Source organism: Roseovarius sp. THAF9, assembly GCF_009363715.1.
Classification (GTDB): domain Bacteria; phylum Pseudomonadota; class Alphaproteobacteria; order Rhodobacterales; family Rhodobacteraceae; genus Roseovarius.
The window spans coordinates 2,720,546-2,742,981 of sequence record NZ_CP045404.1; the positions used below are offsets into that span (position 1 = coordinate 2,720,546).

Annotated in this window: 17 protein-coding genes and 1 tRNA gene; 10 read left to right on the forward strand and 8 right to left on the reverse strand. The window is 64.1% G+C overall.

Annotated features, from left to right (window positions below; genetic code table 11):
- The first annotated feature begins 125 nt into the window (after positions 1-125).
- A complete protein-coding gene (locus FIU86_RS13545; protein WP_152475564.1) occupies positions 126-320 on the forward strand; it encodes a SlyX family protein in 195 nt (64 codons plus the stop codon).
- Positions 321-333: 13 nt separating this feature from the next.
- Here the strand turns inward: FIU86_RS13545 and FIU86_RS13550 are convergent, their stop codons facing one another.
- On the reverse strand, positions 334-1,188 hold the full coding sequence (locus FIU86_RS13550; protein WP_152475565.1) for a hypothetical protein: 855 nt from the start codon (positions 1,186-1,188) through the stop codon (positions 334-336).
- Between the two features lie 113 nt (positions 1,189-1,301).
- The gene (gene dnaE, locus FIU86_RS13555; protein ID WP_152475566.1) at positions 1,302-4,826 is read right to left on the reverse strand and encodes a DNA polymerase III subunit alpha; all 3,525 of its coding nucleotides are present in this window, start codon (positions 4,824-4,826) and stop codon (positions 1,302-1,304) included.
- A 165-nt stretch (positions 4,827-4,991) separates the two neighbouring features.
- Here dnaE and FIU86_RS13560 point away from each other — a divergent pair, with 165 nt between their 5' ends.
- The 4 genes from FIU86_RS13560 (at position 4,992) to FIU86_RS13575 (ending at position 9,737) form a co-directional block, all read left to right on the forward strand.
- The gene (locus FIU86_RS13560) at positions 4,992-6,509 is read left to right on the forward strand and encodes an ABC transporter ATP-binding protein (protein WP_152475567.1); all 1,518 of its coding nucleotides are present in this window, start codon (positions 4,992-4,994) and stop codon (positions 6,507-6,509) included.
- A 123-nt stretch (positions 6,510-6,632) separates the two neighbouring features.
- Complete coding sequence (locus FIU86_RS13565; RefSeq protein WP_152477159.1) at positions 6,633-7,715, forward strand: ABC transporter permease; 1,083 nt, start codon at positions 6,633-6,635, stop codon at positions 7,713-7,715.
- On the forward strand, positions 7,715-8,635 hold the full coding sequence (locus tag FIU86_RS13570; protein WP_152477160.1) for an ABC transporter permease: 921 nt from the start codon (positions 7,715-7,717) through the stop codon (positions 8,633-8,635). The genes FIU86_RS13565 and FIU86_RS13570 overlap by 1 nt, the downstream gene beginning before the upstream one ends.
- 28 nt (positions 8,636-8,663) lie before the next feature.
- On the forward strand, positions 8,664-9,737 hold the full coding sequence (locus FIU86_RS13575) for a BMP family ABC transporter substrate-binding protein (RefSeq protein WP_152475568.1): 1,074 nt from the start codon (positions 8,664-8,666) through the stop codon (positions 9,735-9,737).
- A gap of 78 nt (positions 9,738-9,815) precedes the next feature.
- On the opposite strand, the gene FIU86_RS13580 is transcribed toward FIU86_RS13575, so the two are convergent.
- Positions 9,816-10,457 (reverse strand): Hint domain-containing protein, encoded by a 642-nt coding sequence (locus FIU86_RS13580; protein ID WP_172977506.1) that lies wholly within the window; start codon positions 10,455-10,457, stop codon positions 9,816-9,818.
- A 193-nt stretch (positions 10,458-10,650) separates the two neighbouring features.
- Here FIU86_RS13580 and FIU86_RS13585 point away from each other — a divergent pair, with 193 nt between their 5' ends.
- From FIU86_RS13585 to FIU86_RS13595, 3 genes are all read left to right on the forward strand, one after another.
- Positions 10,651-11,310 carry a DUF938 domain-containing protein gene (locus FIU86_RS13585; protein ID WP_152475570.1) on the forward strand — a complete coding sequence of 220 codons (660 nt, stop codon included), beginning with the start codon at positions 10,651-10,653 and terminating at the stop codon, positions 11,308-11,310.
- Positions 11,307-12,053 (forward strand): GH25 family lysozyme, encoded by a 747-nt coding sequence (locus tag FIU86_RS13590; RefSeq protein ID WP_152475571.1) that lies wholly within the window; start codon positions 11,307-11,309, stop codon positions 12,051-12,053. Before FIU86_RS13585 ends, FIU86_RS13590 begins: the two co-directional genes overlap by 4 nt.
- A gap of 93 nt (positions 12,054-12,146) precedes the next feature.
- Positions 12,147-12,761, forward strand: a complete 615-nt coding sequence (locus FIU86_RS13595; protein WP_254703841.1) for a DUF937 domain-containing protein — start codon at positions 12,147-12,149, stop codon at positions 12,759-12,761.
- 96 nt (positions 12,762-12,857) lie between these two features.
- On the opposite strand, the gene cysK is transcribed toward FIU86_RS13595, so the two are convergent.
- From cysK to FIU86_RS13620, 5 genes are all read right to left on the reverse strand, one after another.
- Positions 12,858-13,931, reverse strand: a complete 1,074-nt coding sequence (gene cysK, locus FIU86_RS13600; protein ID WP_152475572.1) for a cysteine synthase A — start codon at positions 13,929-13,931, stop codon at positions 12,858-12,860.
- 171 nt (positions 13,932-14,102) lie between these two features.
- Positions 14,103-16,610 carry an FAD-dependent oxidoreductase gene (locus FIU86_RS13605; protein WP_152475573.1) on the reverse strand — a complete coding sequence of 836 codons (2,508 nt, stop codon included), beginning with the start codon at positions 16,608-16,610 and terminating at the stop codon, positions 14,103-14,105.
- Between the two features lie 152 nt (positions 16,611-16,762).
- Entirely contained in the window at positions 16,763-18,715 is a 1,953-nt protein-coding gene (locus tag FIU86_RS13610) for a hypothetical protein (protein WP_152475574.1), read from the reverse strand.
- Positions 18,716-18,804: 89 nt separating this feature from the next.
- On the reverse strand, positions 18,805-20,595 hold the full coding sequence (gene ggt / locus FIU86_RS13615) for a gamma-glutamyltransferase (RefSeq protein ID WP_152475575.1): 1,791 nt from the start codon (positions 20,593-20,595) through the stop codon (positions 18,805-18,807).
- A 35-nt stretch (positions 20,596-20,630) separates the two neighbouring features.
- Positions 20,631-21,617: a D-glycerate dehydrogenase gene (locus tag FIU86_RS13620; protein WP_152475576.1), complete on the reverse strand. Its 987-nt coding sequence runs from the start codon at positions 21,615-21,617 to the stop codon at positions 20,631-20,633.
- Between the two features lie 103 nt (positions 21,618-21,720).
- Here FIU86_RS13620 and FIU86_RS13625 point away from each other — a divergent pair, with 103 nt between their 5' ends.
- Both FIU86_RS13625 and FIU86_RS13630 read left to right on the forward strand, forming a co-directional pair.
- The gene (locus FIU86_RS13625) at positions 21,721-22,224 is read left to right on the forward strand and encodes an SH3 domain-containing protein (protein WP_152475577.1); all 504 of its coding nucleotides are present in this window, start codon (positions 21,721-21,723) and stop codon (positions 22,222-22,224) included.
- 95 nt (positions 22,225-22,319) lie between these two features.
- A tRNA-Gln gene (locus tag FIU86_RS13630) sits at positions 22,320-22,394 on the forward strand.
- Positions 22,395-22,436 lie beyond the last annotated feature (42 nt).

A 22,436-nucleotide genomic window follows, 5' to 3' on the forward strand; every position in this document is an offset into this window, starting at 1 on the left:
GCCCAAGGCGGGGTGCGGGGCAAGCACGGCAAGGCGCGGCGGCGCGACAAGGTCAGGTTTCCCGGTAATTGACGGCGCGCAGGATTTGATCATACGTTTGGTGGTCGCGAACGAATTGAGAGCCAATGCAAGAGCTTGAAGAAAAAATCGCCCACCTGACCCGGGCCGTGGACGACCTGTCCGACACCGTCGCCCGGCAGGAGACGGTAATCGCCCTGCTCAATCGCCGCGTTCAACTGCTCATGGAGCGCGAGGCGGAACGGGAGTCGGCGCTGGACGGCCAGCAGGTCATCGGCAACAGCCGCCCGCCGCACTGGTAGAAACTGCGGAAACTCAGCCGCCCTTGCGGTCCTGCGCCAGCACGTCGCCCCCATGCACCAACAGCGTGTGCCATTGGGCATTGCTGCCGAACCGCTCGTAGATGCTGACGAACACCGTATCGCGCTCCAGCCGATTGATCCGGTTGCCGCAGGGCTTGCCGCGACCGACTTTGCAGACCCGCGATTTTAGCTTTTCATAGGCCTTGTCGGTCGTGCTGTAAGGGTGCACTTCGGCGGGCAAACCGTACCGCAATTGCTCGTGCGACTCCGCCCCCGCCAGCACGGCCACCGCCGCCGAGAACTGCCGCGCGCAGCCGTCGTCGAATCCGGTAAGGTAGAATGTCCGCAGGCCCGTGCTTTGCGGGGCACTGTCATAAAGCGCGTAGGTGCCGCGCCGCTCTGGGTACGTCTCAACACGTTTGCCCATCTGCCGGTCGCTCAGCCCGCAGATCCGGGCGACCTTGCCATAAGGCAGCACCGTACCCGGCGCGACTTCACTCGTGGCGCCATCGGAGGGCGTGTTGCCGCCGCCACCGAACAGGCCGAACAGACCCCGCTTTTGCGGCTTCGGCTCAACCTCGCGCGACGCTCCATAGGTTTCGGGCGGCGTCAGGCGTGCGGTCTCCTCGGCGGCACCCGGCTCCGCGCTTTGGTCTGGCTCGGACGTGCCGCCCTTCGACGTGCCCCCGCCCAAAAGCCGCGCCAGGAATCCGCCGCTCTCGGCTTCTTCCCTTGCCTCTGGCCCGGGCATCGCGCCCATGGTCTCGGCATCTTCCGGCAGATCCTGCTCGGACAGCCGGCCGATCTCGGCCTCCGGCGCGCCACAGCCCGCCAGGGCCAGCGCGCAAATCAATGCAATTTTCCGCATGGTCCTCCCAAGGTCCCATCGCATCCCGCTTCCGGCTTAGCCCAGAACCGGAGTTCGGTCCACCGGCCAGCCGCCGGACCGGTGAACTGTTGCCGATGTGAATCAGTCGGCGGTCAAAGGTCCTCGACCATGACCACGCCTTCCAAGCTCTTGATCGCGCCCTTAATCTGCGGCGTCACCGGAAATTCCCGACCCGCGTCGATCTCCACTTCGCCGGGCAGCGCCTCGTTCATCAGGCAGAACCGGATCGGCCCTCGCCCGCCCCGCGCCGCGGTCGTTGGCGCATTGCTCAGCACCTGCGCAACCGACCCGATCGCAGTCTCGCTGTCGACAAAGATCTTCAGCCCGCTGGCGCCCGCATCCGCGACCACCGCATCGGCGGGCTGCACCGACCGCGCCAGCAGCTTCAGCTGGTCGCTTTCCATCGTCGCCTCGACCACGATCACCACCTGGTTGCCGGTTTCCAGATGTTCGCGCGCCACCTCCAGCGTGTCCGAGAACATCGTCACCTCGTAGCCGCCCGTGACATCGCTCAACTGGACGAAGGCAAACCGGTTGCCCCGCGCCGATTTCCGCTCCTGCCGCCCGGCGACGACGCCCGCCATCTTGGCCACGACGGCCCCCGACCGCGCCGCCAGTTCATTCACCTCATCGAGCGTCTTGACGTCCTTGCGCTTAAGCGCGGCCATGTAATCGTCCAGCGGATGCCCCGACAGGTAGAATCCCACGGCGGCATATTCCTCGGTCAGCCGTTCGGCGGGCAGCCAATCCTCGACCGGGCTCAAACGCGGCTCCGGCAGGTCCTCGCCCGCCTCCCCGAACAGCGACACCTGCGCCGATCCCTTCTGTTCATGGATCGCCGCCGAATAGCGCATCAGCGCCTCCAGGCTGTCGAACACCCGCCGCCGGTTGCGGTCCAGCTCGTCGAACGCCCCCGACCGCGCCAGCATCTCCAGCGGCCGCTTGCCCACCGCCTTCAGGTCCACCCGCCGCGCGAAATCATAAAGCGTCACAAAGGACTTTTCCTGCCCTCCGTCACCCCCCTCGCGCCGCGCCGCCACGATCAGCCGCATCGCCTCGACGCCCACGTTTTTCAGCGCGCCCAAGCCATAATGCAGCACGCCGTCCTTCACCTGGAACGTCGCGTCCGACCGGTTCACGCAGGGCGGTGCCCAGGGCAATTCCAGCCCCTTCTTCACTTCCTCGAAATACACGGCCAGCTTGTCCGTCAGGTGGATATCGCAGTTCATCACACCGGCCATGAACTCCACCGGGTGATTGGTCTTCAGCCACGCCGTCTGATAGCTAACCACCGCATAGGCGGCCGCGTGCGATTTGTTGAAGCCGTAGTTGGCGAACTTGTCCAGAAGGTTCCAGACCTCCAGCGCCTTGGCGTCATCGACGCCGTTATCCTTTGCGCCCGCGATGAACTTGGGCCGCTCGGCATCCATCGCTTCCTGGATCTTCTTGCCCATAGCCCGGCGCAACAGGTCCGCGCCGCCAAGCGAATACCCGGCCATCTCCTGCGCGATTTGCATCACCTGTTCCTGGTAGACGATGATGCCCTGCGTCTCGTCCAGGATGTGATCCACCGACTTGTGCAGGTAATCGCGCTCGCTCAGCCCGTTCTTCACCTCGCAGTATTTCGGGATATTCTCCATCGGCCCGGGGCGGTAGAGCGCGACCAGCGCCACGATATCCTCGATGCAGGTGGGCTTCATCCGCTTCAGGGCATCCATCATGCCCGAGCTTTCCACCTGGAACACCGCCACGGTCTTGGCCTTGGCATAAAGCGCATAGGTCTTCTCGTCATCGAGCGGGATCTGCCCGATATCGTTCTCCGCGCCCTCGTTCGGCTCGTAGATCCGGCTCCCATCGGCGGCGGTATGCAAATCCCGCCCGCCCGCATGGATTTGCTCGATGGCGTTCTGAATGACCGTCAGCGTCTTCAGGCCCAGAAAGTCGAACTTCACCAGCCCGGCCTGTTCGACCCACTTCATGTTGAACTGCGTCGCCGGCATGTCCGAGCGCGGGTCCTGATACAAAGGCACCAGTTCATCCAGCGACCGGTCCCCGATCACAACCCCGGCGGCGTGGGTCGAGGCGTTGCGCAAGAGCCCCTCCACCTGCATCCCGTATTTCAGCAGGCGGTCCACGACCTCCTCGTTGCGGGCCTCCTCGCGCAGACGATCCTCCTGCGCCAGCGCCTTCTCGATGGAAACGGGCTTCACGCCCTCCACCGGAATCATCTTCGACAGGCGGTCCACCTGCCCATAGGGCATCTGCAAAACCCGCCCGATATCGCGCACCGCGGCCTTGGACAAAAGCGCACCGAAGGTGATGATCTGCCCCACCTTGTCGCGCCCGTACTTCTGCTGCACGTACTGGATCACCTCTTCCCGACGATCCATGCAAAAGTCGATGTCGAAGTCGGGCATCGAAACACGTTCCGGGTTCAAAAACCGCTCGAACAGCAGGGAATACCGCAGCGGATCGAGGTCGGTAATCGTCAGCGCATAAGCCACCAGACTGCCGGCACCCGAGCCGCGGCCCGGCCCCACCGGGATGTCATGGTCCTTCGCCCACTTGATGAAATCGGCCACGATCAGGAAGTAGCCGGGAAAGCCCATCCCCTCGATGATCCCCAGCTCGAACTCCAGCCGCTTCTCGTACTCTTCTACCGACGCCGCATGGGGAATGACAGCCAGACGCTCTTTCAAGCCCTCCTGCGCCTGCCGCCGCAGCTCGTCCACCTCGTCATCGGCAAAGCGCGGCAGGATCGGATCGCGCCGATACGCGCCAAAGGCACAGCGTTGCGCGATCTCCACCGTGTTCTCCAGCGCCTCGGGCAGGTCGGCAAACAGCGTCGCCATCTCGGCCGGCGACTTGAAATAATGCTCCGCCGTCAGCCGCCGCCGCGGCTCGGACTGGTCCACATAAGCGCCTTCCGCGACGCAGATCATCGCGTCATGCGCCTCGTACATCCTGGCTTCGGGAAAATAGACATCATTCGTCGCCACCAGCGGCAGGTCCATGGCATAGGCCATCTCGACAAAACCGCGCTCGGTCTTGGCCTCCGCCTCCGGCACACCCGCCTCGCCGCGATGCCGCTGCAATTCGACATACAGCCGGTCGCCGAAAATACCGGCCAGTCGGCTCATCAGCGCCTCCGCCGCCGGGCGCTGGCCCAGCTGCAAGAGCTTGCCCACGGCGCCCTCCGGCCCGCCACTCAGGCAGATCACCGACGCGCCATGCGCCTCCAGATCCTCGACCGTCAGATGCGCCAGCTGCCCGTCCCCGCGCAGGTAGAGCGCGGAATTGAGCTTCATCAGGTTCTCGTAGCCTTCCTCGTTCTGCGCCAGCAGAAGCATCGGCGCGGGCGGCACGGGGCGTTTGCCCGGCTCGGGCGTCATGTATTGCAGGTCCATCTGGCAGCCCATGATCGGCTGCACCCCCGCCCCCTGCGCCGTGACGGAAAATTCCAGCGCGGCGAACATGTTGTTGGTATCCGTCACCGCCACCGCCGGCATCTGGTGCTTGGTGCAAAGATCGGCCAGCTTTTTCAGCCGCACCGCCCCTTCCAGCAGGGAATACTCGGTATGGACGCGAAGGTGGATGAATCGGGGGGAACTGCTCATGCCACCACACTATCCAGCGCCGCGCCCGCCGCCAAGCCCGACATCTGCCCAAATCCGCATCACCCGGACTCTCCCGACGCCGCGTACCCCACACCCCCCATTGCCGTTCCCACCCGCCTTGCGCTAACAGGGGTGAACTGCGGCGAAACCGGGGGAAAACGGCGCGTGACGGAACCGCTGCTCAGCATCGAAGGGCTGACCAAGGCCTATCCCGGCGTGGTCGCCAACGAGGACGTCAGCTTCGACATCCACCCCGGCGAGGTGCACGCCCTCCTGGGTGAAAACGGCGCGGGCAAGTCCACGCTGGTCAAGATGATCTACGGGTTGGTCAAGCCGGACAGCGGCACCATGCGCTTGCATGGATCGCCCTTCGCGCCTTCCGAGCCCAGCGACGCGCGCCGTCAGGGCGTGGCGATGGTGTTCCAGCATTTTTCGCTTTTCGACGCGCTCACCGTGGCCGAAAACGTGGCGCTCGGCATGGAAACCCCGCCCCCCATGCGCACCCTCGCCGCCCGTATCCGCGAGGTCTCGGAAACCTACGGCCTGCCGCTCGACCCCGGCCGTACCGTGGGGGACCTCTCGGCGGGCGAACGTCAGCGGGTCGAGATCATCCGCTGCCTGCTACAGGAACCGCGCCTTCTGATCATGGACGAACCCACCTCGGTTCTGACCCCGCAAGAGGTCGCGATCCTGTTCAAGACCTTGCAGAAACTCACCTCCGAGGGCGTCGCGATCCTCTACATCTCCCACAAGCTCGAAGAGATCCGCACGCTCTGCGACCGCGCCACCGTCCTGCGCCGGGGTCGCAACGTCGGCACCTGCGATCCGTCGCAGACCACCGCGCAGGCCATGGCCGAGATGATGGTCGGCAGCGCCTTCGCCACGCCAGCCCGGCGCGATACCAAAACCGGCGCCCCGCGCCTCACCCTCGACGCGCTGTCGGTCCGCGCGCCGTCAGCCTTCGGCACCGCGCTTACGCACGTGTCGCTCACCCTGCACGCGGGTGAAATCCTCGGCATCGGCGGCGTCGCGGGCAACGGCCAGGATGAACTCCTCGCCGCGCTCTCGGGCGAGTTGCCGGTGACGCCCAGCGCCCTGCGCCTCGACGACACACCCATCGGCCGCCTGCCCCCGCAGGCCCGCCGCGACCTTGGCCTGTTCGCGGCCCCCGAGGAACGACTGGGCCACGCCGCCGCGCCCGAGATGAGCCTGACGGAAAACACCCTGCTCACCGGCGCCACCAAGCAAAACCTCTCCAACCGCGGCTTCCTCCACTGGCCCCGCGCACAAAGCTTTGCCGCGAAGGTCATCGCCACCTTCGACGTTCGCACCCCCGGGGCCAACACTGCTGCCCGCGCCCTTTCTGGCGGCAACCTACAGAAATTCGTCATCGGTCGCGAGATGGCGCATGACCCCGAGGTTCTGATCGTCAACCAGCCCACTTGGGGCGTCGACGCCGCCGCCGCCGCCTTCATCCGGCAGGCGCTGATGGACCTCGCCGCCCAGGGGGCCGCCATCCTGGTCATCAGCCAGGACCTCGACGAACTGATGCAGATCTCCGACCGCTTCGCCGCGCTCAACGCGGGCCGGCTTTCGGACATCCAACCCACCGCCGACCTCACGACCGAACAGGTCGGCCTGATGATGGGCGGAGCGCATGACATGGAGGTGGCGCATGTCTGAACCCGCGCACGAAGAGTATCTTGCCTCCGGCGGGAGTATTTCCCGCAAGAAAAAGCCTGTGCGCACCATCCCGGCTTTTTCTTGCCAAAAATACTCATGTCACGACGATCGGGACTGCACCCCGTGCTGAAACTCGAACGCCGCCCTCAGCCGTCCCGAAGCTGGTTGGCGCTGGCCCCCGTGCTGGCGGTGCTGATCACCATGATTGCCGGCGGCGCGATGTTCGCCGCGCTCGGGCAAGACCCAGTCGAGGCCATCCGCACGATCTTCTGGGAGCCGCTTTTCGGCGAATTCGCCTTCTACTACCGCCCGCAACTACTGGTAAAGGCCGCGCCCCTGATCCTCATCGCCATCGGCCTCGCGCTCGGATTTCGGGCGAACATCTGGAACATTGGCGCCGAGGGGCAGTATATCATCGGCGCGCTCACCGGCGCGGGCGTGGGGCTGGCCTTTTACCCCACCGAATCCGCTCTCATCTTCCCGTTGATGGTTCTCGCAGGCGCCCTTGGCGGCTGGGCCTGGGCGATGATCCCGGGCTTTCTGAAGGTCCGCTTTGGCACCAACGAGATCCTCGTCTCGCTCATGCTGGTCTACGTGGCCGAGCAACTGCTGGCCAAGATGGCGCTCGGCCTTCTGCGCAACCCTGAGGGGCGCGGTTTTCCCGGTTCGCGAAACCTGCGCGACTATCCGTCGGCCCATAACGCCGAGATCTTCGCCGATACCGGCATCCACTGGGGCGTCGTCGCGGCCCTTATCGCCGTGATCTTCGCCTATATCCTGCTCACGCGGCATCTCCTGGGCTTTCACATCAAGCTGGCGGGGCAGGCCCCCCGCGCCGCGCGGTTCGCGGGCGTGAACCCGGCGCGCCTGACCCTCATTTGCCTCGGGATTTCCGGCGCGCTGGCGGGCCTTGCGGGCATGTTCGAGGTCGCGGGCCCCGCCGGCCAGATCAATATCGACTTCAACGTGGGCTACGGTTTCACCGCCATCATCGTGGCCTTCTTGGGCCGCCTGCACCCCATCGGCATCCTGCTCGCCGGGCTTCTCATGGCACTCACCTATATCGGCGGCGAGATCGCGGAGTCCAATCTCGGCCTGCCCGCCGCCGCGATCCAGATGTTCCAAGGGATGCTGCTCTCCTTTCTGCTGGCCGTGGACGTGCTGACCCATTTCCGCCCGCGCTGGCGCAGGACAGAGGTGGCATGATGGACCTCTCCGCGATCAACCCCACGCTGCTTCTGGCCTCGCTCATCGTGGCCTCCACACCCATCCTGCTGGCCGCACTGGGCGAGCTGGTCGTGGAACGCGCCGGTGTTCTCAACCTCGGGGTCGAGGGGATGATGATCACCGGCGCGATCTGCGGTTTCGCCATCGCGGTCAATACCGGCTCGCCGTTCATCGGCTTCGTGGCCGCGGCCCTCGGCGGCGCCGTCCTGTCGCTGCTCTTCGGCCTGCTGACACAACTCGCCCTGGCCAACCAGGTCGCCTCGGGTCTCGCACTCACCTTGTTCGGGCTCGGCCTCAGCGCTCTTCTGGGCCAGGGCTATCAGGGGATCAAGCCGCCGCCCACGCGCGGCATCGACATTCCCGTCCTGTCGGACCTGCCATTCGTGGGCCGCGTGCTCTTTTCCCACGACCTCATGGTCTATCTCGCCCTCGCGCTCGTCGCCGCCGTCTGGGCCATGCTGCGCTACACCCGCGCGGGTCTCATCCTGCGCGCGGTGGGCGAGAACCACGACGCCGCTCACGCGCTCGGCTACAAGGTCGTGCGCGTGCGTCTGCTGGCCATCCTCTTCGGCGGCGCCTGTGCGGGGTTGGGCGGCGCATACCTTTCCCTCGTGCGCGTCCCGCAATGGACCGAAGGCATGACCGCCGGCTCCGGCTGGATCGCGCTGGCCCTGGTGGTCTTCGCCAGCTGGAAGGCCGGCCGGGTCCTCTTGGGCGCGTGGCTTTTCGGCGGCATCTCGGTGCTGCAACTGAACCTGCAAGCGGCAGGCGTCGCCATTCCCGTCGAATACCTCTCCATGTCGCCCTACTTGATCACCATCCTCGTGCTGGTCATCATGTCGGCCGACAAATCCCGCGCGCCCGGATCCTTGGGCCGCACGTTCCATGCCTCGCAATGAGGCCAACCAATCCAACAGGGAGACCTCAATGACCCTCACCCGAATTCTGGCCACGGCGGCGCTGTCGCTCAGCCTCGCGCTGCCCGCGCTGGCGCAGGACAAGACCAAGGTCGGCTTCATCTATGTCGGCCCCGTCGGCGACGGCGGCTGGACCTATGAACACGACCAAGGCCGCCTCGCCGTCGAGGAACATTTCGGCGACCAGGTCGAAACCGTATTCCAGGAAAGCGTGCCCGAAGGCGCCGATGCCGAGCGCGCCATCACCCAGATGGCCCTGCAAGGCGCAGACCTCATATTCACCACCTCGTTCGGCTTCATGGACGCCACCATGGCCGTCGCGCAGAAATTTCCGGACGTGAAGTTCGAGCATGCCACCGGCTTCAAGACGGCCGACAACGTCTCGGTCTATTCCGCCCGCTTCTACGAAGGGCGTGCGATCCAGGGTCACATCGCCGGCAAGATGACCGAATCCAACATCATCGGCTACATCGCCTCCTTCCCCATTCCCGAGGTCATCCGCGGCATCAACGCCGCCTATATCCACGCCAAAAAGGTAAACCCGGAGGTCGAGTTCAAAGTGATCTGGGCCTACACCTGGTTCGATCCCCCGAAAGAGGCCGACGCCGCCACCGCCCTCATCGACCAGGGCGCCGACGTGATCCTGCAACATACCGACTCGACAGCACCCCAGGCCGCGGCGGAAAAGGCCGACGGGGTTATCACCTTCGGCCAGGCTTCGGATATGGCCGAATACAAGCCCACCCCGCGCGTGAGCTCCATCATCGACAACTGGGCGCCCTATTATATCGCCCGCACCCAAGCGGTGATCGACGGCACGTGGGAAAGCACCGAGACATGGGACGGCATCGCCCCCGGCATGGTCGAGATCGGCGAGATCACCGACGCCGTGCCCGCGGAGGTGAAGCAAGAGGCGCTGGCGATGAAAGAGGCCATTGCCGCAGGCGATTATCACCCCTTCACCGGCCCGCTGAACCGTCAGGACGGATCGTCCTGGCTGGCCGAGGGCGAGGTCGCCGATGACGGCACGCTCCTTGGAATGGATTTCTTCGTCGAAGGCCTCACCACCGAGATCCCGCAATAAACCTGCAAGCCCCGCCCACCCGGCGGGGCTTTTTTCTATGGGTCATCAAGGTGAGGCCGCCTTGTTTCGGTCTTCGGATCAGGCGACCTGAGACATATAAGCGCTGGCCTTCGCCACCGGATGCGGCAGGCCGGGATAAGCACAGCGCCGGCGGTTCAACTCCGGAAACAAGTCCTTCAGACGCTGTTGCGCGCCGATATCCAGAAGGTTCAGCGCCTTGGGCGATGGACGGAATGTCTCGATCGGCAGGCCTTCGGCGGTGATCACCTCGTGGCGGTCGAAGACCAGGTTGTAATAGGTCACTTCCTCGGAAGACCAGTCGGAATAGGCCGCGTCGCTGGCGGATGCCACGCCGTCGACCCGCATCAGGCAGCCGGGCTGGTCCTCCGCGCCCGCAATTCGGTAGCCGGGGATCAGAACGCGGTGACCGCTCGCGATCCGCAAATCCCGGTTCGGCATCATCGGCCCAACCGCCCGCGGCTTCAACCGGATGGGCGCCAGTTCGGGATGCTTGCGCATCTCCGCCGCCGTCACCGTCCAGGTCCAAATCATCCGAACCGGCTGCATGCCGTTATGCCGCACCAGCACCATGTCCCCGGGGTTCAGCATCTCCACACGCCGCCCGCCCAGTGGCGTGCGCACGTTCGCCTCACCGCAAATACCGGTCAGGTAGCGGCGGTCGGTTCTGTCATTCACCGTGATCGAATCCACGTAACCCATTTTGCACTCCAGTGAGTTTCCCACACGGAAACAAAGTCCGAGCGTAATGCGCCGCATTTGAGATCGAATTGAGGTAATATCGTGCCGGATACTTATTTTACTTGGTGTCGCCCGGTTCCGGCGGCGCCACGACCCAGAGGTCACGCCAACACCGCCCCTTGATTCCAACACCGATCCCGTCCCAACTGTCCCCATGACAGACACGCCCCCCCGCATCTCCGTCGCCCATAAGGGGACAGGCGCCCGCCTTCACGCCCCGGCCGCCGAGCGCAACGCGGATGCCATCCTCGACCTGCTCAAGACCCACGCGCCAACCTCCGGCACCGCGCTCGAAATCGCAAGCGGCACGGGCCAGCACGTCACCCATTTCGCGACCCACCTGCCCGGCCTCACCTGGCAGCCCACCGAGATCAGTGACGAACGCCGTGCCTCCATCACCGCGTGGTCCACTGATGCGCCCGAGGAGGCCATTCTGCCTCCCCTTCACCTCGACGCCACGACGCCGGGCTGGTCCGCCATTCACAACGGATTCGCCCTCGTCCTGCTGGTCAATTTGCTCCACCTGATCTCGACCGAGGCCGCCCGCACCCTCATCGCCGAGGCTGCCCGCGCCCTTGCCCCGGATGGCCGCTTCATCGTCTACGGCCCCTTCCTGCGCGACGGCCACGCCACCTCGGACGGCGATGCGCGCTTCGACGCCGCAATCCGCGCCGACCACCCCGAAGCGGGCTACAAGAACGACGCCGACATGCTAGGCTGGGCGCGCGATTCAGGTCTGGACCTCATCGCCCGCACTGAGATGCCTGCCAACAACCTCGCCCTTGTTATGGTACGATCAAAGGACGCTTCATGATCCGGTTTCTCGTCGCCACGCTGGCCCTCGTCACCCTCACCCTGACCGCTGCCTGCGCCGGCCCACGCTTCGGCGACAACGACCCTGTCGACTGGGACGGCCCGCCGCCCTGGAATTACGACATCCACGGCATCGACGTCGCCCGCTTTCAGGATGATATCGACTGGGGCCGCGTCGCGCAGTCCGGCATCGAATTCGCCTTTATCAAAGCGACCGAGGGCGGCGACCGCCTCGACCCCAAATTCGCCCGCAACTGGGCGGGTGCGGGCCGGGCCGGCATCCCGCGCGGCGCCTATCATTTCTACTATTTCTGCACCCCGCCCGAGGTGCAGGCCCGCTGGTTCATCCGCAACGTACCCCGCGAAGGCGGCGCGCTGCCGCCAGTGATCGACCTGGAATGGAACCCCTATTCGCCGACCTGCACCACCCGCCCGCCGGGGGCCGAGGTGCGCCGCCAGGCCCGCGTCTTCATGGACATCCTCGAGCGCCACTACGGCCAGCGCCCGATCATCTACACCACGCTGGAATTCTACCGCCAGACCGGCATCGGCCTGCTGAACGAGGAGTTCTGGCTGCGCTCCACCGCCAAGACCCTGCGCACCACCTATCCCGGCCAAAGCTGGAGCTTCTGGCAATATACCGGCACCGGCGTCGTGCCGGGTGTCGCGGGCGGCGTCGACATTAACGTCTTTGCGGGAAACAGCAGCACCTGGCGCCGCTGGCTTCGGGCGCGCACCCGCTGATGCGGCGCGCACCGGATAATTCCCCTTACATCAAACGCCCTTTTCTCTGACCCTGCTGACAGGACAAGGATCACGTCAAAGGGGGGTACGACCATGTCGATCATGAAATTGCTGCAACAGGCCCAGGGCGGCCAGGGCATCTCGCAACTGGCACAACAGTTCGGGCTGGACCCGTCCACGGCGGAGAAACTCACCCAAATGCTGGCCCCGGCCATCGGCTCGGCCGCCAAGCAGCGCGCCCAGGAGGGCGAGGCCACAAAAGTGCTCGAATCCTTCCGCGGCGAAAGTCAGGCCAATCTTTTCGACAACCCCGCCGAGGCCGCTTCGGCCGGCGGACAGGCGCAAGGCATGGACTTTTTGCAAAAGATCCTCGGCGGCCAGGAAGAGGCGCAGGGCCTCGCGCAAGAGGCCGCTGGCCGCGCCGGTGTCGACAGTTCGACCGTATCGCAGTTCCTGCCCGCCCTCGCGGCGATGGTGCAGGGCGGAATGCAGAAGAACATGCCGGACACGGCCATCGACGGCATGGAATCCAGCCTTTCAGGCGGATCCGAAAGCGGCGGCGGCCTGATGGGTATGGTCGGCGGGCTTCTGGGCGGCAACAAGGGCGGCGACAGCGGCGGCGGCCTCGGGCCGCTGATGCAAATGCTCGATGCTGACGGCGACGGCTCTCCACTCGACGACATTCTCGGACGGTTCATGAAGCGCTGAAGCATCGAGGCCCCCTGACAGGGGTCTTCCCCCGATCCGACCGGTGCTTCATACCGACCCCCGCGTACGCCTCCTGTGCGCGGGGGTCATTTCACGTCAGCTTTCCATCTGCGCCGACGGCGTCGAGCGTGAAATCTCCGCCTCTTCCTCGGTCATCTCCTCCGGCATGCCTTCGAACAGCGGCGTCGACAGGTAACGCTCGCCGGTATCGGGCAGCATTACCAGGATCACCGACCCCTCTGGCGCGGTCTCGGCCACCTGCATCCCCACGGCGAAACTCGCCCCGCCGGAAATGCCGGTAAATATCCCCTCTTCCGCCGCCAGCCGCTTGGCCCATGTCACACCATCGGCCCCGGCAACCGGGATCAATTCGTCATAGTAATTGTTGTCGATCGCCTCCTGGATCACGTAGGGAATGAAATCCGGCGTCCAGCCCTGGATCGGATGCGGCTCGAAATTCGGGTGACTTTCCGTCGGCTGGTGCTGGTCGTTGCGGGTGTTCACGTAACCCGAAGAGATGATCGCCGCATTGGCCGGCTCGCTGAGGATGATCTTCGTATCGGGCCGCTCTTTGCGCAGCACACGCGCCACCCCCGTCACCGTGCCGCCCGTGCCATAGCCCGTCACCCAGTAATCCAGCCGTTCCCCCTCGAAATCCCCAAGGATCTCGCGTGCCGTGGTGGCCTCGTGGATATCGGCATTGGCCGCCGTCTCGAACTGGCTCGCCAGGAACCAGCCGTTTTCCTCGGCCAGTTCCTTGGCCTTGGTGTACATCCCGAACCCTTTCAGCGCCTTCGGGGTCAGCACCACCTTCGCCCCCAGCATCCGCATCAGCTTGCGCCGCTCGACCGAGAAACTCTCGGCCATCGTCACCACCAGTGGATAGCCCTTGGCCGCGCAAACCATCGCCAGCCCGATGCCGGTATTGCCCGACGTGGCCTCGACCACCGTCTGCCCCGGTGTCAGGCTGCCATCGGCTTCGGCGGCCTCGATTATGTTCAGCGCCAGCCGGTCCTTGACCGACGCCGCCGGGTTGAACGCCTCGGCCTTGACGTAGACGGTCACGCCCTTGGGCGCGATGCGGTTCACGCGGATGACGGGCGTGTCGCCCACCGTGTCCAGAACGCTGTCATAGCGGCGCCCGCGCCCGCTGGTTGTTCGGCTTGTCATGGTATCCTCCCGAAGCCTGGTTTTCCCCAGAGTCGTAACACATTTTTAACCGCGTTTGGGACGCTCCATTAAGAAACGCGCCGGTGCGCAAGGCACCGACGCGTTACCACTGAAATACCGACGTGATACCGACCCGGGTTTCAGGCGTTAACACCTCGAGTCGCGCACCCCTCACCCATCCTTGCGGATGGTCTCGTTTTTCGGGTCATAGGGGCTGTCGCAGGTCACGGTTGCGTCCCACAGCTTGTCGAACATCTTGACCTTCAGCTTGGTGCCTTCCACCGCCAGATCGGGCGTGACATAGCCCATCCCGATCGACTGTCCGAAATGCACCGAATACCCACCCGAGGTCAGTCGCCCGACCCGGGTGCCATCCTCGGTGTAAAGCACCTCGCGGCCCCACGGATCGGCATCCTCCGGCCCGTCGATCAGCAGCGTGCAGCATTTCGACCGGACACCCGTTTCCTGCAATTTATCCTTGCCGTGGAAGTCTTTATCCAGATCGACAAAGCGCGGCAGATCGGCCTCCAGCGGGGTCGCGTCGCGGCCCAGCTCGTTGCCGAAGGCACGATAGGATTTCTCCTGCCGCAGCCAGTTCTGCGCCCGGGCGCCGACCAGTTTCATCCCGTGCTTTTCGCCTGCTTTCTCCAGCAGATCGAACAGGTAGTTCTGCATCTCCATCGGGTGATGCAACTCCCAGCCCAACTCACCGGTATAGGCCACGCGGATCGCCTTGACCGGGCACATGCCCAGCTCGATCTCGCGGCACGACAGCCACGGAAAACGCTTATTGCTCAATGCCGTAGCCGGATCGGCGTCCTTGATGACCTCGTTCAGCACATCCCGCGACTTCGGCCCCGCGATGGCGAAGACACCCCACTGGCTGGTCACGTCCTGGATCTCGATATATCCGAACTCCTCGGCCTTCTCCTCGGCGGCCTTGCGCAGGTAATCGGCGTCGTATTCCGTCCAAGCCCCTGCGGAGACACAATAATATGCGTTCTCACCGGTCCGGACGATGGTGTATTCCGTGCGCGTCGTGCCATGGTCGGTCAGCGCATAGGTCAGGTTGATGCGGCCCACCTTGGGCAGCTTGTTGCAGGTGAACCAGTCCAGGAAAGCCGTCGCCCCGGGTCCCTTCACCACGTGCTTGGTGAACGCCGTCGCATCGATCAGACCCACGCCATTGCGAACGGCTTCTGCTTCGGCCTTGGTATGCTCCCACCAACCGCCGCGGCGGAACGACCGCGCGTCGTGATCGAAATTGTCATCGGCATCCAAGGGCCCGAAATAGTTGGGTCTTTCCCAGCCGTTGACGAAGCCGAACTGCGCGCCACGCGCCTTCTGCCGGTCATAGGCCGGGGCCGTGCGCAGCGGGCGGCAGGCGGGCCGCTCCTCGTCGGGGTGGTGCAGGATATAGACGTGCTCGTAGGCTTCCTCGTTCTTGCGCGCGGCGAACTCGGTCGTCATCCAATTGCTGGAATACCGCTTGGGATCGAGGCTCGCCATGTCGATCTCGGCCTCGCCCTCGACCATCAGCTGCGCCAGGTAATAGCCCGTGCCACCAGCTGCCGTGATGCCAAAGCTGAAGCCCTCGGCCAGCCACATGTTGCGCAATCCCGGTGCCGGCCCGACCAGCGGGTTGCCATCGGGCGTATAGCAGATCGGACCGTTGTAATCGTCTTTCAAACCAACGGTTTCCGTCGAAGGGATCCGGTGGATCATCGACATGTATTCTTCCTCGATCCGCTCCAGATCCAGCGGGAAGAGGTCGGCGCGGAACGTGTCCGGCACCGAGTATTCAAAACGCGCCGGCGCGTTCAGCTCGTAGGGGCCAAGGATCCAGCCGCCACGCTCTTCGCGGACGTACCACTTGGCGTCGGCGTCGCGCAGAACCGGGTGCTCCTCGCCGCCGTCCTGGCGGTACTTGACCAGCTCGGCATCCGGCTCGGTGACGATGAACTGGTGCTCCACCGGGATCGCCGGCATCTTGATGCCCAGCATCCGCGCGGTGCGTTGCGCGTGGTTGCCGCTGGCGGTCACAACGTGTTCAGCCGACACGACAATCTGCTCTTCGGAGGGTACAAGGTTGCCACCCTTCTCGACCATCTTGGTCAGCGTCACGTCCCAGTGATCGCCCTTCCATTCAAAGCCGTCGGCCTGCCACTTGCGCTCGATGATCACGCCGCGCTGACGGGCGCCCTTGGCCATCGCCATGGTCACGTCGGCGGGATTGATGTAGCCGTCCGTCGGGTGATAGATCGCGCCTTCCAGATCGTCGGTGTTGACCAGCGGCCAGCGATCCTTGATCTGCGCGGGCGTCATCCACTCATACGGCACGCCACAAGTCTCGGCGGTCGAGGCGTAAAGCATATATTCATCCATACGCTCTTTGCTCTGGGCCATGCGCAGGTTGCCCACCACCGAAAAACCGGCGTTCAGCCCGGTCTCTTCTTCCAGCGTCTTGTAGAACTTGATCGAGTAGTCATGAATATGCGTTGTCGCATAGGACATGTTGAAATAGGGCAAGAGGCCCGCGGCGTGCCAGGTCGAGCCGGAGGTCAGCTCGTCACGCTCGATCAGCATCACGTCTTCCCAGCCTGCGCGGGCCAGATGATAGGCGATCGAGGTCCCGACGGCACCGCCGCCAACGATCAAGGCTTTGACTTGTGTTTTCATGACATCCGACTCCCTTGGCAGGCATGCTGGCGTGCGTTGTATCACGCCTGTAAACATGCGGCGGGTCCATCCGACATGTCACCGAACAAAAACGACGCACCGCACCCATACTGGGGCACGCTGCGTTCAGGTTTCGTTAAAACAGGGCTGGTCTAGTCGCAGAAGCTGCCGACGCAGCGTTGACCCGAACGGGAGCCGCCGTTGGAAAGTTCAAGCCGCTTGGGCTTGGCCGCCGGTTCCGTTGGTTGAGGTGTCAGCGTTGTCACCTCTTCGCCGCCGGTGACCTGGTTGATCAGCTTGGACAGCAGACCGTTGGGTTGCACACCCTTGGACGTGTCGCATTCCAGCCGCAGCGCACCCATGTCGAAGCTGCAACTGCCCTGCGGCAGGTCATGCTTGCGCTCGAAGCCCACGGCGGCGATGGCCATGCCCATCTCCATTTCCGCGTCCGTGGCATTGCGGGCCGCGCGGAAGGACTCGAACTCGACAAGGTCGATGGCCTTGGAAAAGATCATGCCGGCATCGCGGTCGCTTTGCTCCTCGTCGACCTGCATCAGAATTTGGCCACTGGCCGACGCATCCATGTCTCGGGCGCGATTCTCGGCACCTATCTGAGCCATGCCCTTCTCGGACAATTTCTCGCTACACTCGATTCTTGCAGTCGATACTTTGAACTCGCAACTGGACGTTGGCACGTCGTACCTTTCGGCAAATTGAATGACCTGTTCCTCGAAGCTCTGCGCAACCTGATCGTCGGACATTTCAAGCGAGCCGGACACGATTTTGGCACGCATCACATTTGCTTTCTGCGAGATCGGCTTGTACCCGGCGGCCTTGGTCGCCTTTATATCCAGAGACAGAGCCGACCCGACGCCGCCGGTTGGAGCTCGAAGCCCGCTTTGCGTGGCGCTCGCACCGCTCAGAGCGGCAAGTTCTGCCTGCAACTCGGGCGACATTTCAGGCTCGGGCGCGTTGGCGGCACGGGCGGCGGCGGCGGCGGTCTCGGCATCGGCCACCATCATCACGGTGTCGACCATCTGCTTGACTTCGGCCTGCACTTCCTCGGCTGACTTGCCCGCCATCACGGCCTCACGTCCCCTGTAATAGCCAAGGTCGATAAGCCCGCTCAGGTCGGTGACCTTGCCGCCGGTGATGTCCACGTCACCCCCCAACCCGCCAAGGCGCATCGAATAAGCACTCAGAACCATGGCGCCGGTATCGATATTCTCGATTTTGTACTGTGCCTCCAAGGCCCGCAGGCTCAGGAACTCAGATTTCAGACGGCGCAATTCCATGCTCAGCGCCACTGGATCGATGCCGTCGGGCAAGCTGACATCATTACCGACACTGGGCACCGGACGCGGCAGCAGGTCGTTCAGACCGTCATAGTCGATCCGGCTCAGGATTTCTTGCGTCGCTTCGCGAGATGCGTTGGCGTGGACACGCAGGTGCACCTCGTGGCCGAACCCGATCGACCCTTCCAGATAGCGGAAATGATAGGGACGATTGCCATCATGCCCCAGCTTCTCGGTCAGGCCGAAACCGCCGGTCACGCCGTATCCCACGTTGCGGTCGAAGGCATTCATCATGGTGCCATCCATCGCACTGGCCACAATTCCGAACAGCGAATTCGAGCTGGGCCGTTCGACCAGCCGGACTTCGACGAACACGGTTTCCGTGCCACGCTGATAGACCCACGACCGCGTCGCCCGTTCCTTCAGCTGCTTGACGTGGTCACGGGCTTCCATCTGCTGAAGAAACCCCTTGCCGGCGGACGTGCTCATCGACCCTTCAAGCATGGCCTCGGCCGGCAGGATTGCGCTGTCATCCCCTTCCAGCAAGGCACGCCGTTCCCATCCTTCGGGGGCCTCGGGCAAATAGACCAAACCGCCTTGACGCCAGCGGCTCTTGCGCTCGCGCTCCGCCTGCTCGGCAAGTTTCTCTTCCTTGGCGGAGTTGAACCTGTTCGGAATGGTCTCGATATAGGCGCCCGGGCTCATCTGCCCCAGCGACAGGCCCGCCTTGTTTGATTGGTCGTAATAATCGACGCCAGCAAGGATCGTTCCGGCCGTCAGGGCGAAACCTATGGAATAAACGTTGAACATGACCTGCTCCGCAAAAACTTTCGCAGTGGCAATGCCATCAAATTCGGGCAGGATTTGGATGGCTGCGGGGCGATTTCCCGGCGCAGACGCTACTCGCCCAAGGCGATCCCCTCGCGTCGAGGGTCGGCGCCACCCTGCAACGTCTCACCGATGGAGATTGCGTGCAGGCCCGACACAAGCGCCTGCGGCGCCACATCGAACCCCAGTGCCTCAAGGCCCGGCAACAGGTCCAACGCCGCGGTCCCGACCTCTACATCGTATGTGCCGAACCTGTTGACCAAGTGCGGCAGGGCAACCGCCGTCTGCACATCCATGCCCCAGTCCAGGTAGGCGACGATGGTCTTGGCGACATACCCAATGATACGACTGCCCCCGGGGCTTCCGACGGCCAGCACCGGCACGCCATCCTGCATCACGATGGTTGGCGCCATCGACGACCGGGGCCGCTTGCCCGGCGCCACGACATTTGCCACGGGCCGCCCGTTCTCGTGGCTGACGAACGAGAAATCGGTCAATTCGTTGTTCAGCAAGAACCCCCGCACCATCAGCCGTGACCCGAATGCGTTCTCGATCGTCGTGGTCATCGAGGCGACATTCCCGAAGCGGTCCACAATCGAGATATGCGACGTCGAGGGAAGCTCGATTGACGAATCGTCCGCAAGGTCGAGCGCATGGTCGAACTCGGGCATGCCGGGTGCGACCTCCTGCAGGGCCGCGTCCCCGTCCAGAAGCCGGCCACGTTTCTTCAGATAGCCCTGATCCAGCAGGCCCTTGACCGGCACCGGTACATAATCGCTGTCCGCCATGTATCGGCCCCGGTCCGCAAAGGCCAACCGGCTTGCATCTCCGATCAACCGCCACGCCTCTATGCTATCGGGTCGCATTGCGCCCATGTCGAACGGCGCGAGCAGCCCAAGGATCTGTCCCACGGTCAATCCGCCAGAAGAAGGCGGGCCCATCCCGCAGACATCAAACCCCCTGTAAGGCGCGCAGACCGCCTCGCGCTGCTGCACGCTGTAGATCGCAAGGTCGACTTCTTCCATCACCCCCGGATTGCCATCAGCTCCCTTGACCGCCGCGACGATGTCGGCCGCGATGTCGCCCGTATAAAAGGGCGCGGAACCTTCTGCGGAAAAAAGGCGCAGCGTCTCGGCATAGTCCGGGTTCCTCAGGATCGCACCGGCCAGCAAACGCGCGCCGCCAGGGAAAAAGTAGTCTCTCGTGGCCTCGGTACCGAAAAGCCGGATCGCGTCCTGTGCCACCATCGCGGCCAGGCGCGGCGACACTTCGAACCCGTCCTCCGCCAGCGCAATCGCCTCCGTAAACAGGCTGTCCCACGCGTTGCGTCCCCACTTGGCATGCGCCTCCGCCAACAGAGCGGGCGTGCCGGGCACACCCACCGACCGGCCGCCCACGACCGCGTCGTAAAACGACAACGGCTGGCCTGCCGCGTCCTGGAACAGCGTGGGTGTGGCGGCCATAGGCGCGGTCTCTCGCCCATCCAAGGTGGTCAATTCCCCGCTTTGCGCATCATACCATACGAGGAACGCCCCGCCGCCCAGGCCCGAGCTTTGCGGCTCCACCAGCCCAAGTACCAGTTGCACCGCCACCAGCGCATCAGCCGCCGTGCCGCCCTCGCGCAGAACCCGCGCGCCGGCTTCGACCGCCAGGGGATTGGCCGCCGCCACCATCCAGTCTTGTGCCTCGACCGGACGCCCCGCAGCTTTCGCCTCCAGCGCCGCAGCCACCGCCTCTGATGTGATGACCGTGCCCGCGCCTGCGCCTTCGGGCTGCACCGCATCGGCGGCCTGCTGGGCCGCAGCCATCCCGGCCGTGAACGGGACAAAACACAAAGTCAGGCTGGCAAGTAAGAGACGCATTGCAAAAATCCGGCGTTTTCCGCCCAAGCCGGCGGTTACAGCATCGAGGGCACAACCTGGTCCGGCGGACGGTGTCCGTCATCGAAGGTCTTGATGTTCAAGAGAACCTTCTCGCCCATCTCCAACCGCCCTTCGACGGTCGCGGATCCCATATGAGGCAGCAGGACGACATTCTTTAGATCGCGAAGACGCGGATTTATGGCGCCCGCATTCTCATACACGTCCAGCCCAGCACCCGCGATCTCTCCCGCGCGCAGCATCCGCGTCAGGGCGTTCTCATCCACCACTTCGCCCCGGCTGGTGTTCACCAGCACCGCGTCGGACTTCATCAATTTCAACCGCCGCGCATTCATCAGGTGAAAGGTCGACGGCGTGTGCGGGCAGTTGACGCTCAGCACGTCCATCCGCGCCACCATCTGGTCAAGGCTTTCCCAGTAAGTCGCGCCAAGCTCATGCTCGATCTCTTCCCGCAACCTGTGCCGGTTGTGGTAATGCACCTGCATGCCAAACGCTGCGGCCCTTCGCGCCACCGCTTGCCCGATCCGCCCCATACCCAGAATGCCCAGGCGCCGCCCGGCAATTCGCCCGCCCAGCATCGCCGTGGGCGACCAGCCGGGCCAATCCTCGTTTTGCATCAAGGACAGACCTTCGGGGATTCGCCGGGTCACGCTCAGGATCAGCGCCATCGTCATATCGGCGGTGTCGTCGGTCAGCACACCGGGCGTGTTCGACACCAGAATCCCGCGCTGCCGGGCGGTGTGCACGTCGATGTGATCCACCCCCGCGCCGTAATTCGCAATCAGCTTCAGGTTTGCACCCGCCTGCCCGATCAAACCGCCGTCAATATGGTCGCTCAGCGTCGGCACTAGGACATCGGCTGTCTTGAGCGCTTCGGCCAAGGCCTCACGGCTCATCGGCGTGTCGTCCTCGCGCAACGTGACGTCGAACAATTCCTGCATGCGTCGTTCGACGATCTCCGGCAGGCGTCGCGTTACGACAACACTCAGTCGACCAGATGCCATGAAGCGTCTCCCCCGTCTTCCATACTGCGCTTTCTTCTGTACAGTGACGCAGGACGCCTCGGGGCACAAGAACCCCGGGTCAGATGAGTGAGCAGTAAGTATAATGAAACGGATTTCCGCCTGTATAGGTGCCGCCTTGATCGCGGCGCTGGGCCTGCCCGCCCTTGCTCAGGAAGAGGAACGCGGGCCTGTCACCAACCTGCCCCTTCCGCGCTTTGTCTCAATGAAAGCCGCCGAAGGCAACGTGCGCCGGGGTCCCAGCCTGACGCATCGTATCGACTGGGTTTTCAAGCGCCGCGACCTGCCGCTGGAAATCACCGCAGAGCATGGCCATTGGCGCCGGGTGCGCGACCGCGACGGCCAGGGCGGCTGGGTGCACTACTCGCTTCTATCGGGGACCCGAACCGTGATCGTCGAAGACGATATGGTGAACCTCTTTTCCAAGCCCTATCCGAACGCCATGGTGGTAGCGCAACTTGAGATGGGCGTCGTCGCACGGATCGACGAATGCGCGGTCGATTGGTGCCGCCTGATGGCAGGAGGCTATCGCGGCTGGGCAGAGAAGTCGGCATTGTGGGGTGTGGGACCTGGTGAAATTCTCGAGTGATTCCGCGCGGTCGCGCGTTCACGGCCGATCGGTCAAATATTTTCATCTCGGGCCTTGAACCGCGCCAAAGAGCAGAGTAATTAGCGCGGCACTGTTGGGGTGTAGCCAAGCGGTAAGGCATCGGTTTTTGGTACCGTGTATCGTAGGTTCGAATCCTACCACCCCAGCCACGCACTTCCCGCAATCCAGACCATGCAAGGCAGGCTCTGCAT